The organism is Sphingomonas glacialis (assembly GCF_014653575.1).
In the GTDB taxonomy this organism is placed as follows: Bacteria; Pseudomonadota; Alphaproteobacteria; order Sphingomonadales; family Sphingomonadaceae; genus Sphingomonas; species Sphingomonas glacialis.
Genome location: NZ_BNAQ01000002.1, coordinates 611,885 through 625,515, shown reverse-complemented (window position 1 = coordinate 625,515; position 13,631 = coordinate 611,885). Strand labels below are relative to the sequence as shown.

At 66.1% G+C, this 13,631-nt stretch carries 11 protein-coding genes; 5 read left to right on the top strand and 6 right to left on the bottom strand.

Annotation, left to right across the window (positions count from 1 at the left end; genetic code table 11):
• Window positions 1-54 precede the first annotated feature (54 nt).
• Entirely contained in the window at window positions 55-984 is a 930-nt protein-coding gene (locus tag IE187_RS09620) for a LysR family transcriptional regulator (protein ID WP_189676042.1), read from the top strand.
• Between the two features lie 92 nt (window positions 985-1,076).
• Here the strand turns inward: IE187_RS09620 and IE187_RS09615 are convergent, their stop codons facing one another.
• Together IE187_RS09615 and IE187_RS09610 are read right to left on the bottom strand one after the other, a co-directional pair.
• Window positions 1,077-1,913, bottom strand: coding sequence for an alpha/beta fold hydrolase (locus IE187_RS09615; protein WP_189676041.1), 837 nt, complete (start codon window positions 1,911-1,913; stop codon window positions 1,077-1,079).
• A 674-nt stretch (window positions 1,914-2,587) separates the two neighbouring features.
• Window positions 2,588-3,070, bottom strand: coding sequence for a c-type cytochrome (locus tag IE187_RS09610; RefSeq protein ID WP_189676040.1), 483 nt, complete (start codon window positions 3,068-3,070; stop codon window positions 2,588-2,590).
• A 245-nt stretch (window positions 3,071-3,315) separates the two neighbouring features.
• On the opposite strand from IE187_RS09610, the gene IE187_RS09605 reads away from it, so the two are divergent.
• The gene (locus IE187_RS09605) at window positions 3,316-3,846 is read left to right on the top strand and encodes a phosphoribosyltransferase (RefSeq protein ID WP_189676039.1); all 531 of its coding nucleotides are present in this window, start codon (window positions 3,316-3,318) and stop codon (window positions 3,844-3,846) included.
• Between the two features lie 10 nt (window positions 3,847-3,856).
• Here the strand turns inward: IE187_RS09605 and guaD are convergent, their stop codons facing one another.
• From guaD to IE187_RS21315, 4 genes are read right to left on the bottom strand one after another with little or no spacing between them, the layout of a single operon-like run.
• Window positions 3,857-5,149, bottom strand: a complete 1,293-nt coding sequence (gene guaD / locus IE187_RS09600; protein ID WP_189676038.1) for a guanine deaminase — start codon at window positions 5,147-5,149, stop codon at window positions 3,857-3,859.
• Window positions 5,146-5,415 (bottom strand): hypothetical protein, encoded by a 270-nt coding sequence (locus IE187_RS21320; RefSeq protein WP_229839326.1) that lies wholly within the window; start codon window positions 5,413-5,415, stop codon window positions 5,146-5,148. Before IE187_RS21320 ends, guaD begins: the two co-directional genes overlap by 4 nt.
• Window positions 5,416-5,449: 34 nt before the next feature.
• Window positions 5,450-6,826 carry an NCS2 family permease gene (locus IE187_RS09590; protein WP_229839325.1) on the bottom strand — a complete coding sequence of 459 codons (1,377 nt, stop codon included), beginning with the start codon at window positions 6,824-6,826 and terminating at the stop codon, window positions 5,450-5,452.
• On the bottom strand, window positions 6,823-7,311 hold the full coding sequence (locus tag IE187_RS21315) for a bile acid:sodium symporter (RefSeq protein WP_438810923.1): 489 nt from the start codon (window positions 7,309-7,311) through the stop codon (window positions 6,823-6,825). The genes IE187_RS09590 and IE187_RS21315 overlap by 4 nt, the downstream gene beginning before the upstream one ends.
• Window positions 7,312-7,555: 244 nt before the next feature.
• Between IE187_RS21315 and IE187_RS09580 the strand changes: the two genes are divergently transcribed.
• The 3 genes from IE187_RS09580 to IE187_RS09570 all read left to right on the top strand — a co-directional run bounded on the left by IE187_RS09580 (window position 7,556) and on the right by IE187_RS09570 (window position 13,577).
• Window positions 7,556-8,968, top strand: a complete 1,413-nt coding sequence (locus tag IE187_RS09580) for an alpha-amylase family glycosyl hydrolase (RefSeq protein WP_189676037.1) — start codon at window positions 7,556-7,558, stop codon at window positions 8,966-8,968.
• 95 nt (window positions 8,969-9,063) lie between these two features.
• Window positions 9,064-9,975: an ABC transporter ATP-binding protein gene (locus IE187_RS09575; protein ID WP_189676036.1), complete on the top strand. Its 912-nt coding sequence runs from the start codon at window positions 9,064-9,066 to the stop codon at window positions 9,973-9,975.
• Between the two features lie 14 nt (window positions 9,976-9,989).
• Window positions 9,990-13,577, top strand: a complete 3,588-nt coding sequence (locus IE187_RS09570; protein WP_189676035.1) for an ABC transporter permease/M1 family aminopeptidase — start codon at window positions 9,990-9,992, stop codon at window positions 13,575-13,577.
• Window positions 13,578-13,631: the final 54 nt, after the last annotated feature.

The window sequence follows — 13,631 nt, the reverse complement described above, 5'->3', positions numbered from 1 at the left end:
TCGACATGCCCGATCAGTCGGATAAAATAGACTGAAACGTTCGATGGAATTGATATGTCCAACCCCGGTACGCCGACCTTCGACCAGCTCCGCGTGTTCCTCACCGTGGTCGAGACGGGGAGTTTTGCCGCCGCTGCGCGCAAACTGAACCGCGCGGTTTCGGTGATCAGCTACGGGATCGGCAATCTCGAGACACAGCTCGGGCTGACGCTGTTCGACCGCGAAGGCACGCGCAAGCCGCAGCTGACCGATGCCGGGCGCGCGGTGCTGGCCGAGGCGCGCACCGTTGCGCAGGGGATCGACGGGCTGCGCGCCAAGGTGAAGGGGCTGCTCGACGGGCTCGAGGCGGAGGTCAATCTCGCGGTCGACGTGATGCTGCCGACGCACCGGCTCGGCATGGTGCTGCGCAGCTTTGCCGCGGCGTTCCCGACCGTGACGTTGCGGCTGCACGTCGAGGCTTTGGGTGCGATCACGTCGCTGGTCCTCAACCGCAACGCGGTCGTGGGGATTTCCGGGCCGCTCGCCGCCGGGGTCGAAGGGGTCGAATGCGTCGGTGCTGGATCGGTGGTGCTCGTGCCGGTCGCAGCGCCCGACCATCCGCTCGGCAAGATGGAGCGGATCGCGCCCGGTGCAGGGCGCGATTACGTCCAGCTCGTGCTGACCGATCGGTCTCCGCTGACGCAGGGACAGGATTTCTCGGTGCTGAGCCCGCGGACCTGGCGGCTGGCGGATCTCGGCGCCAAGCACGCGCTGCTGCGCGAGGGGATCGGGTGGGGCAACATGCCGCTGCCGCTGATCCAGCCCGATCTGATCGCGGGCACGCTCAAACGCCTCGCGATGCCCGATCACCCCGGCGGCACCTATCGCTTTGCGGGCGTGTTTCGGCGCGACACCCCGCCCGGACCGGCCGCCGCGTGGCTGCTCGACCAGTTCGTCGCGCTGGGCGCGGACGATCGTGGCGAGGACGGGATGCGCGACGTCTAGTCGCGGCGGCGGCGGCAAGATGCTCCCCAACGGATCGACGCAGGCGCGATCCGTTGGGGCTTGTTGCCATACCGCCGCGGCGTGAGGCCGGGTCAGCTGCGCGCGAAGGCGAGCAAATCGGCGTTGATCACGTCGCCGTTTACGCTGAGCATGCCATGCGAGAAGCCGGGATAGATTTTCAGCGTCGCGTTCGGGAGCAGTTCGGCCTGCATCACAGAGGCGTTCTTGTACGGCACGACCTGATCGTCATCGCCCTGCAGCACCAGCGTCGGCACGGTGATCGCTTTGAGATCCGCGGTCTGGTCGGTTTCCGAAAAGGCGGCGATGCCGTCGTAGTGCGCCTGTGCGCTGCCCATCATGCCCTGGCGCCACCAATTGTCGATCGTCGCCTGGACGACGGTCGCACCGGGGCGGTTGAAGCCGTAGAACGGCCCTGCGGCAAAATCGTGGAACAGCTGCGCGCGGTTGGCGGCGAGCCCGGCGCGGATCCCGTCGAACACCGCCATCGGCAGGCCGTCGGGGTTGCCCTCGGTCTGGAGCATCAGCGGCGGCACCGCGCTGACCAGCACCGCCTTGGCGACGCGGCCCTGCGGTTGACCGTGTTGGGCGACATAGCGCGCGACTTCGCCACCGCCGGTCGAATGGCCGATATGAATGACGTTGTTGAGGTCGAGATGCTCGACCACCGCAGCTGCATCGGCGGCATAATGGTCCATATCGTGGCCGGTGCCGATCTGCGTCGAGCGACCGTGCCCGCGACGATCATGCGCGACGACGCGGTAGCCGTTGGCGAGGAAGAACAGCATCTGCGAGTCCCAATCGTCCGACGACAGCGGCCAGCCGTGGTGGAACATGATCGGCTGCGCGTCCTTCGCGCCCCAGTCCTTGAAGAAAATCTCGACGCCGTCTTGGGTGGTGACATAGCTCATGGGTCAGTCCTTTTTGGCCAGGGGGGAATTCGGTCGGGAGGCGCTAGCGGTTCACCTGTTCGGCGGGGGCGGCGCTGCTGGCGAGCGGCGCATGGCGTCCGGCGTGTGCAGTGCTCGACATGGCAGCGTTCCCCGATGAGGCAGTGTGAAGCGGTGCGTCTGAGAGCGGTTTAGAGCAGTGCTCTTGTCGAAATCACCTAGATAAAACTGTCGTGACTATTCGATGAAGTTGAAAAGGTCAGTCGGTTTTCGCTCGGCCTCACGCCGATCGTCGAAAGCGTGGCAGATCGCGGATCGTCGCACGCCTTTTTCACAGGTGCCGACGTCATCGCGATCCGAGTCTTGGTGTTTATACAACGCAACGGTCTGATCGTCTTCGACAATATCCCAGGGCAGCACGTGCAATAGCGGCAAAAGCGAAACCCGCGCGCGACCGCGAGCGCGATGAACCCCGCACCGACTCCGCCGAGCGTGGTTACCAACGCCCGGGAACGATCCGTCGCCGGCTCAGCCGTCATCACTGGCCCACGTCCGCGACCGGATGCGGCGACTCGCTCCCCCCGAAACGTCGAGCAGAGCGACGCGCAGCGGATCGAACAGACGCGCCGACAGGTCCCGAATTCACCACCTCGGTCTCGGCAATCGCCCGGCAGTCGCGGGCGAGCATCGATGTCTCAGGTGTTCGAGCGGAACTGGCGATGGCAGCCGCCGCACACTGCGCCGGTCGCCTTCGCCTGCGCGCCGATCGCCGCGGCATCGCCGCTGTTCGCGACCGCGACGAGCGTGTCGGCGGCGGTGACGAGCTTGGCCATCTGCGCGTCGAAGGTCGCGCGGTCGGTCCAGATGATGGGCAGCGCATTGGTCTTGACGCCGGGCGCAGGCCCGCTGCCGGCGGGGAACAGCTTGCCCTGCGCGCGCGCGGTCTCGGCGATCATCTGCGCGGCGGCGACCATCGTCGCCTTGACGGGCGCGTCGCTCTTCAACTCATCGTTGAGCGCCTTCATCGCTCCACCCATCTTCTTGAAGCCATCGACTCGCGTGGCGATCACGGCGTCGGTCGACGGGCCTGCACCGGCGGCGAGCGATCCCGCCACTATGGTCGCGCAAAGCGCACAGGCGGCGAGCGACACAGTCTTGAAGGTACGCAGTCTCAGCATCGCGAATATCCATGAGGAAAGAGGAAACGATCCATCCGCGCCGTCGCCGGCACCGGGTGCCTGTGTCCCGCATCTGTGCGTTTGACGCCAGAGCGATCGGAAAATTGGTCGTGCGGAACCGCTCTGATCCCCGACAGTTCGGCATCCGCCATCAGGCGCGGCGGCGGTTGCCCTTGCCGACCAGACGCGATAACCGGCCTCGCTTCGGCGGGCCGCCATCGCGCCGCCATACGGAGTGTCGCGTCATGAGCACCGCCGCCAGCCCCCAGCTCTATTACATTCCGCACGACGATTTCGTCGCTGATACGCAAGCCGTCGCGCACGCCGTCGCGCGCGGGGACTGGATGCCCGATTTCGTCGTCGGGATCGGGCGCGGCGGGCTCGTGCCCGCGGTGTTCCTGTCGCACGCGCTGAAAGTGCACATGCTGTCGATCGATCATTCGTCGAAAGTGCCGGGCTTTGCCGACGAATTGCTCGGCAAGGTCGCGGCCAAGAGCGCGGATGGCGTCCGGCTGCTCTTCGTCGACGACATCAACGACAGCGGCGGGACGATCGCCGACATCCGGCGCCTGCTCGCGGAGGCGGGGTGTGACACCGGCAACGTGCGATTCGCCGTGCTGCTCGACAATGTCCGCTCGCGAGTGCGCGTCGATTATCACGCCAAGACGATCGATCGCGCGGAGGACAAGCGCTGGTTCGTCTTCCCGTGGGAAGCCGTCGGCATGAGCGAGACGATCGTTGAGGAAGCGCTGTCGGTCCCGCATCGCCTCGCCTGACGCGAGGGCGTCACCGATCGGCGTGTTTGTCCCACACGCACTCGCCGAGCACATAGGTCCGGGTGATTGCGCGGTCATCGCCGAGGACCTGCAGCGCGAACAGCTTCTCGGCGAGGCTCGCGCCTGTCGTGCGGCGTGCGAGCAAGGACGTCGCGGCGGTATCGAGCACGACGAAATCGGCTTCCTGCCCGGGTTCGAGGCTGCCGACCCGATCCGCGATGTGGAGCAAACCGGCACTGCCCGCGGTCGCCAGATACAGCGCACGGAACGGATCGAGCCGATCGCCGCGCGCGAGCGCCGCCTGATAGGCGAGCCCCGCGGTCGACAGCAGCGAGAACGACGTTCCTGCGCCGACATCGGTGCCGAGCCCGAGCCGTAGCGAGTGGCGGTCGGCTTGCCCGAAGTCGAAGAAGCCCGAACCGAGGAACAGGTTCGAACTCGGGCACACCGCGATACCCGCACCGCTTTCGTGGAGCCGCGCGCAGGCACGGTCGGACAGATGCACGCCGTGCGCGAAGACCGAGCGCGGGCCGACCAGCCCGAAGCGATCGTACACGTCGAGATAATCGCGCGCGTCGCGGAAGCGCTCGGCAACCGCAGCGCACTCGCCCAGATTTTCGGCGAGATGCGTGTGGAGCAGGACGTCGGGATGCGCCGCGAGGAGCGCGCCGGTATCGGCCAGTTGCGCATCGGACGAGGTCAGCGCGAAACGCGGCGTCACCGCATAGCCGAGCCGCTTGTGGCCATGCCAGCGCCGGATCAGCACCTCGCTCTCGGCGCGGCCCGAATGCGGGGTATCGGCGAGGCCCTCTGGCCCCAAGTCCATCAGCACCTTGCCCGCTACGATCCGCATATTGCGGCGCGCGGCGGCCTCGAACAGCGCATCGAGCGACTGCGGGTGGACGGTTGCGAACACGAGCGCGCTGGTCGTGCCGTTGCGCAGCAATTCGGTGAGGAACGCCGCGGCGACGGCGTCGGCATGTGCGCGGTCGGCAAACGCCTTCTCCGCGGGGAAGATGTGGGTGTCGAGCCAGTCGAGCAATTGCGCACCGTGCGACGCTATGCGATCCATCTGCGGATAGTGGATATGCGCATCGATAAAGCCGGGGACGATCAGTCCGGGCAGTGCCTCGATCGCGAGTCCCGGATAGCGCGGCGCCACGTCCTGATAGTCGCCACGCGCGACGACGATCCCGTTCTCGACGATCAGCAGTCCATCGGGTTCGTGGCGGATCGCATCGGCATGATCTCGCGGATCGTGCGCGACCGAGAGCAGCGCGCCGCGAAAGCCGCGCGCGCTCATGCTGCGCGGCCGAGCTGGGCGGTCTTTCGCGCCGCGCTGCGGCTTGTCGCTGCGACGAGCACGATCGCTTGGCCGATGCTCGGCAAACAGCAACTGCCGTAGCCATTCGCCTTCGCGCAACGGCCGGCCGACGCGCTCGAAGATCGCGGGATAGGTGCGGCGCTGCCGGCGCAGCTTGCTAGCTTTTGCGCGTTCGCTGCGGTCCTGCCGTCGCGCAGCATGGCGAGCCCGGCCTGCGCGGCGAGGTGGTGCGGCGCGGTGACCATGCCGCGATCGGATCGGACGGTGTGGCGCATCAGCTCATGCCCCCGCGCTCATCCACACGAAGCGCACGACGAACAACCCGGCAAGCAGCAGCAGGAACCAGTCCGCGGTGGTGATCCGCCCGCGGATCAGCTTCAACAGCGCATGCGCGGTGATGCCGAAGGCGAGGCCGTTGGCGATCGAGAAGGTCAGCGGGATCATCGCCACGGTGAGGAAGGCGGGAATCGCCGAATAGGCATCCTCCCAGTCGACTTCGCGCAACGGGAGCAGCATCAGCCCGCCGACGATGATCAACGCGGGCGCGGTCGCGGCCAGCGGGATCAGCTGCGCATAGGGCGCGACGAACATGGTGAGCAGGAACAGCACGCCCGTCACCACCGCGGTCAGCCCGGTGCGGCCGCCCGCCTGCACGCCAGCCGCGCTCTCGACATACGACGTCACCGTGCTCGTGCCCGCGAGCGAGCCGACGATCGTCGCGACGGCATCGGTCATCAGGATGCGGTTGAGCCCGGGGATGCGCCCGGCGGCGTCCATCAGCCCGGCGCGCTTGGTCACCGCGACGAGCGTGCCGATATTGTCGAACAGATCGACGAACAGGAAGACGAACAGGATCTCGATCAGCCCGAGCCCGTGCCGCCCGCCGATCCCGAACACGCCGGGCAGATCGAGCTTGAACGCGGTGCCGGTGAGCGCCGAGAGGCTGTAGGGCTCGGGCTTGAACACGACTTGGCCCGCGAACCAGCCGACCAGGGTGGTGCCGATGATCCCGATCAGCATCGCACCGCGCACGTTCCACACGCTCAACGCGCCGATCACGAGCAGGCCGAACAAGGCGAGCGCCGCGCCGGGTGCCGTGAGATCGCCGAGCGCGACCAGCGTCGCCGGGCTGGCGACGACAATCCCGGCATTCTTCAACCCGATAAAGCCGATGAACAGTCCGATCCCGCCAGCCACCGCGGCGAACAGTTGCTGCGGGATGACGGCGACGATCATCTGCCGCACGCCGGTGAGCGTCAGCAGCAGGAAGGCGACGCCCGAGATCAGCACGCAGCCGAGCGCGACCGGCCACGGCACGCCCATCTGCTGGACGACGGTGAAGCTGAAATAGGCGTTGAGCCCCATGCCCGGCGCGAGCGCCAAGGGGGTATTGGCGACCATACCCATCAGGATCGAGGCGAAGGCGGCGGCAAAGCACGTCGCAGCGGCGACCGAAGCGACCGGCATCCCGGCCAGGCCCAGGATCGCGGGGTTGACCAGCACGATATAGGCCATCGTCAGGAAGGTGGTGATCCCCGCCAGCACCTCGGTCCGCGCCGTCGTGCCGCGCTCGCTCATCCGGAAATAGCGGTCGAGGCGGTGCGCGCCCACGATCGGCGGGGCTCCCGGATCGATCGGTCGGGTCGCTTGCGTCATCGATAGTCCCCCTGAAATGCCCCGCCCGGCGAGGAAGCCCCGGTCAGCCCCCGTTCCTCCAGCATCGCCGCGGAACGGAACAGCGTCCGCTCGGCCCCCGGCCGGCCAATCACCTGCAAGCCCAGCGGCCGCAGCACATGCCCGGCGAGAAAGGGCAGCAGCAATTGCAGCGCGACTGCGCCGCCGCCCGCGACGTGCAGGAACACGCCGACCAAGAGCGGTGTCAGGAAAATGCCCAGCAGGTTCGACAACGATGCGCTGCACACCGCCGCGGCGACATTCCCGCGCGCCATTGCCGTGACCGCGATCGACGATTGCACCGTCGAGGGCAGCAGCGTGAGGTAGAGCATGCCGGAGAGCAGCACTGGATCGACCCAGCCCGTCGCCGCCCCGCGCGCGGGCAGCAGGCTTGCCAGCACCACGGTGGCAATCAGCCAGAGGAGAAAGCGATCGATCGAAAGAAGAAGTTTGACGGCGCGCGACATGGCGCACGTCATGGCCTGCTTTAGGCGCACGATCCAACATAATGACCGGCATGCTCCGTTGCCAAAAAACCGTGCACTCGCAGGGGGCAGTGGTCGGGCGTCCGCTGGCCGGGATGGCATGGGCAAATCTGCGTTGGTGCCTCTAACACGCCGCGGCGTCCGCACGCGCCGTCACATACGTATTCACCGTGCTCCCCGCCCGAGCAGTGGCATAAGCGCCCCAAGATAAAACGGGAGGAATGCGATGCGGGCGATGCGGATGGGTGCGCTTGGACTGGCGATGGTCGCGCTGCTGTCCTCGGGCATGGCCTCAGCCAAGCAAGCGGCCGCTCCGGGCAGCGCCGCGATCGACGCGCGCTATCAGCCGCGGCCCTATGTTTCGCTGCACCATCCCGCCTGGACCAAGACGGCGGTGCTCTATCAGATCAACACGCGCCAGTTCACCCCCGAGGGAACGTTCCGCGCTGCGCAAGCGCAACTGCCGCGGTTGAAGGCGCTCGGCGTCGACATCCTGTGGCTGATGCCGGTCCATCCGATCGGCGAGAAGAACCGCAAGGGCGGGCTCGGCAGCCCCTATGCGGTCAAGGACTATCGCGCGGTGAACCCCGAGTTCGGGACGGTCGACGATCTCAAGGCGTTCGTCGCGGCGGCGCATGCGCAGGGGATGCATGTCATCCTCGACTGGGTCGCCAACCATACCGCGTGGGACAATGTCATCCACACCACGCATCCCGACTGGTACGAGCATGACTGGAAGGGCGCGAACCGGCCGACCCCGTTCTGGGACTGGTCCGACATCATCGATCTCGACTATTCCAAGCCCGGGCTGCGGCAATACATGACCGAGTCGATGAAATATTGGGTGCGCGATGTCGGTGTCGACGGCTTCCGCTGCGACGTCGCGGGCTATGTGCCGCTCGATTTCTGGGAGACGGCACGCGACGAACTCGACGCGATCAAGCCCGTCTTCATGCTCGCCGAATTCGACCAGCGCGATGTCCACGCCAAGGCGTTCGACGCGTCCTATGCCTGGAAATGGAACAATGCGATGGCCGACATCGGCGCCGGCAAGGCCGACGTGAACGCGCTGTTCGGGTATTATTCCGAAGTGCAGAGCGCATGGCCGGCCGAGGCGATGCGGATGACCTATACCGAGAATCACGACCAGAATGCGTGGGAAGGCACCGAGTTCGAACGCTTCGGTCCCGCGCTTCCCGCCGCGATCGCGCTGTCGTTCGTCGGCGAGGGGATGCCGCTGATCCATAACGGGCAGGAGGCGGGCAACCCGCGGCGGCTCAAATTCTTCGACCGTGACCCGATCACCTGGCGCGACCATCCCAATGCCGCGCTGTTTCGCCAGTTGATCGCATTCCGCGATGCGCACCCGGCGTTGTGGAACGCGCCGTGGGGCGCGCGCATGACGCCGGTGGTCAACAGCGCGCCGACCAAGGTCTTCTCGTTCGTGCGCGAAAAGGGCGGCGACACAGTCCTCGCGCTGTTCAACCTGTCGGGCGCGCCGCAGACGGTGTCGTTCAGCGACGGCCCGGTCGCGGGTCGCTATGTCGATGCCGCGGACGGATCGGCGCTGGTGATCGATACCGCGAGCAAGGTCACCTTGCCGGCATGGGGGTATCGCCTGCTCGCCGGCGCACGCTGATCTGACGCGGCCGCACTGCGCGCACGCGCAATGCATTTTGCGCTTTAGCTTTGTAATACACTGCGCTAGCTTTCCTCCTGATACAGGGGGAAATCATGCTCGAACTCGAACACGTTACGCATGTCTATGCCAACGGAACGCGGGCGCTCGACGATGTCACGCTGTCGATACCCAAGGGCATGTTCGGGCTGCTCGGCCCCAATGGCGCGGGCAAGTCGACACTGATGCGGACCGTGGCGACGCTGCAGGCGCCGACCTCGGGCAGCATCCGCTTCGGCGAGATCGACATCCTCGCGACCCCCGACGCGTTGCGCGAGCGGCTCGGCTATCTGCCGCAGGATTTCGGCGTCTATCCGCGCGTTTCGGCGTACGACATGCTCGATCACATGGCGGTGCTCAAAGGCGTCGCCTCGGCGCAGGAGCGTAAAGCAACGGTCGAGACGCTGCTCAACCAGACCAATTTGTGGAACGTCCGCAAAAAGGCGATCGCGGGTTTCTCGGGCGGGATGCGGCAGCGCTTCGGGATCGCGCAGGCGCTGATCGGCAACCCCGAGCTGATCATCGTCGACGAGCCGACCGCCGGCCTCGACCCCGAGGAGCGCAACCGCTTCCTCAATTTGCTTGCCGAGATCGGCGAGAATGTCGTCATCATCCTGTCGACGCATATCGTCGAGGATGTCGCCGATCTGTGCCCGCGCATGGCGGTGCTCGCCGCCGGGCGGATCCAGCTCGAGGGCGCGCCGCAGGATCTGATCCAGGCGTCGCGCGGCACCGTCTGGGCCAAGACGATCGCACGCGACGACATGGCGCACTATGCGCAGACGCAGAAGGTCATCTCGACCCGCCTGTTCGCGGGCCGCACGATCATCCACGTCCTGTCCGACACCGATCCCGGCGACGGCTTTGCGCCCGTGATCGGCGGGCTCGAGGATGTCTATTTCTCGACATTGTCGCGCTCGCGCAGCGGCGACGCAGCCTTGGTCCATCCCACCGTCGCAGCCGCGTGAAGGGAGCCGGGGGCATGTTCGGCAAGATCGCGCGCTTCGAGCTCGGCTATCAATTCCGCAACCCGGTGTTCTGGGTCGTCTCGGTCCTGTTCTTCCTGCTGCCGTTCGGCGCGATGACGACCGAGCAGATCCAGATCGGCGGCGGCGGCAATATCCACAAGAACGCGCCCGTCGCGATCGCGCAGATCTCGCTGATCCTGACGCTGTTCTACATGTTCGTGACGACGGCGTTCGTCGCCAACGTGATCGTGCGCGACGATGAGAGCGGCTTCGGGCCGATGGTGCGCTCGACGCGCGTCTCGCGCTTCGATTATCTGATGGGGCGCTTCCTCGGCGCGTTCGTCGCCGCGGCGATCACGTTCATCGTCGTGCCGCTGGCGATCTATCTCGGCTCGCTGATGCCGTGGGTCGATGCCGATACGATGGGGGCGAACCGGCTGCTCGATTATGTGTCGGTCTATTTCCTGCTGGCGCTGCCCAATTTGTTCCTGACGGCGTCGATCTTCTTCGCGGTCGCGACGATGACGCGGTCGATGATGTATTCGTATCTCGGCGTCGTCGTGTTCCTCGTCGCCTATGTCGTGCTCAACACCATGATCCGCGCGAAGCCCGAATATCGCGAGCTGGGCGCGTATATCGAGCCGTTCGGGCTCGGCGCGCTCGCCAAGACGACTCGCTATTTCACCGCAAGCGAATCGAACACGAATCTGCCGTCGTTTGCCGGCGTGCTGTTGTGGAACCGGCTGATCTGGCTCGTCGTGTCGTTCGCCGCGCTCGCGCTGGCCTATTCGCGCTTCACTTTTTCCGAACGCGGCGCGTCGAAGCGTCAGTTGCGGCGACAGCAGCGCAAGGACGCCAAGCTCGCCGCGTCGGCGCCGCTGCTCGTCGATCGCCTGCCGCCGGTCCGCCCGGCAGCAGCGAACGGCGCGCGGCTGTGGTTGCGCTGCCGCTTCGAGATGGGGCTGGTGTTTCGCAGCCCGGCATTCTTCGTGCTGCTGCTGATCGGTCTGTTCAACGCGCTCGGCGGTCTGCTGTTCGCAGGCGAGATGTACGGCACAGCAGCGCGCCCGCTGACCTTTGCGGTGATCGGCACGCTGATGGGCGCGTTCGGCGTCTTCCCGCTGATCATCGCGATCTATTACGGCGGCGAGGTCGTCTGGCGCGACCGCGAGCGGCGGATGCACGAGATCATCGATGCGACGTCGCTGCCCAATTGGGCGTACATCGTGCCCAAGGCACTCGCGGTTTCGGGCGTGCTGTTTGCGACGCTGGTCATCTCGGCGGTAGCGGCGATGCTCGTCCAGCTCGCGCGCGGCGTGACCGCGCTCGAGCCGCTGCAGTATCTCGGCTGGTATCTGCTGCCGATGACGGTCGACATGGTGCTGATCGCGATCCTGTCGGTGTTCGTCCAGGCGCTCAGCCCGAACAAGTTCGTCGGCTGGGGGATCATGGTGATCTACCTCGTCGCGACGCTGACGCTGCAGAATATCGGGTTCGAGCATCCGCTCTACAATTACGGCAGCAGCGGCAACCTCCAGCTGTCGGACATGAACGGCGACCAGATCGGCGGGCCGCTCAGCTGGTGGCTGCGGCTCTATTGGTCGGGGATCGCGCTCGCGCTCGCGGTGGTCGCGCATCTGCTGTGGCGGCGCGGGACCGAGACGCGGCTCGCGCCGCGGCTCCGCCAGCTCCCGGCGCGGCTCAAGGGGCCGGCGGGCGCAGTGCTTGCCGGCGGGTTGCTCGTGTCGATCGTAACGGGGGTGTGGCTCTATCGGCAGATGGACGTGCTCAATGTCTATCGCACGCGCGAAAACCGCGAGGCGCGGCTGGCGACGTATGAAAAGAAGTATCTGAAGTACGAAAAGGTCCTCCAGCCGTCGACCACCGACATCAAGCTCGATGTCGCGCTCTATCCGGCGCAGCGCCGGATGGAGGCGAAGGGTAGCTATCGCTTCGTCAACGATACCGGCGCGCCGTTGCGCGACCTGCACGTGCGGCTCGCCAACGAGGATACCACGATCGTGTCGATCGCGGTTCCGGGCGCCACGCTCGCGATGGACGATGCCGATCTCAAATACCGCATCTACCGCTTCGCCACGCCGCTCGCGCCGGGGGCGACGGGGACGCTGTCGTTCGTGACGCATCGCCAGAGCGTCGCGCTGCGCGCCAATGGCGATGACGCGCGGCTCGTCGGCAACGGCACCTTCCTCAGCAATTCGGAATTCGCGCCCCAGATCGGGATGGACCGCGACGGCCTGCTCAGCGACCGCGCCAAGCGCCGCAAATACGGGCTGACGCCGGAGTTGCGAAAGGCCAAGCTCGAGGACGTGTCGGCACAGCGGCGCAACTATATCGGCGATGCCGATTGGGTGAATTCGGACATCACCGTCTCGACCGATGCCGGCCAGACGCCGATCGCGCCGGGGCGCAAGCTGTCCGACACCGTCGCGAACGGACGACGCACCGCGCACTTCGTCTCGCCCGCGCCGATCCTCGCGTTCTTCTCGGTTCAGTCGGCGGCCTATGCCGAGAAGTCCGAAATGGCCGACGGGGTCAAACTGTCGGTCTTCTACGATGCGAAGCACGGCTATAACGTCGATCGCATGCTGGCTGCGATGAAGAGCGCGCTTGGCTATTACCGCGCCAATTTCGGCCCGTATCAGTTCGACTATGCGCGGATCATCGAATTCCCGGGCTATGCGAGCTTTGCACAGGCGTTCGCGGGGACGATCCCGTATTCCGAGCGGATCGGCTTCCTCGCCGATGCCAATGCGCCAGACAAGATCGACTATGTCACCTATGTCACCGCGCACGAGCTGGGGCATCAATATTGGGCGCACCAGATCATCAGCGCCGACATGCAGGGCGGCACGATCCTGGTCGAGACGATGGCGCAATATTCGGCGCTGATGGTGATGAAGCACCTCAATGGCGAGGACAAGATCCGCCGCTTCCTCAAGTACGAGCTCGACAGCTATCTGCGGTCGCGCGGATCGGAGCGGATCGAGGAGCTGCCGCTCGACCGGGTCGAGGACCAGGGATACATTCATTATCGCAAGGGCGCGGTGGTGATGTACCTGCTTCAGGACCGGCTCGGCGAGGCGCGCGTCAACGCGATGCTGCGCGACCTGCTCGCCAAATATCGCTTCAAGAGCCAGCCGTATCCGCGCTCGCTCGATCTGGTGAACGGCTTCCTCGGCCTCGCGCGGACCCCCGCCGAGCGCGAGCTCGTCCGCGACGTGCTCGATCGCATCACGCTCTACGATCTCAAGGCGAAGACCGCGACCGTGCGGAAATTGCCCGACGGGACGTTCGAGACGCTGCTCAGCGTCGATGCCGCGAAATTCTACGCAAGCGGCACGGGCAAGGAGACGCCGGCGCCGCTGTCCGACACGATCGCGGTCGGGCTGTTCGACCACAAGCCCGATTACGGCGCCTTCTCGTCCAAGGACGTCGTATCGATGGAGCGCCTGCCCGTGCGGTCGGGCGTGCAGACGCTGCGCATCGTCAGCAAGCGCAAGCCGGCGTTTGCCGGGATCGATCCCTACACCACCTATATCGATCGCAATTCGGACGATAATATCGTGCCGGTGACCGGGTGATGCGCTAACGCGTCACCCGGGCGCAGCGGGGAGCGCTGCGCTGGATATGTGGGG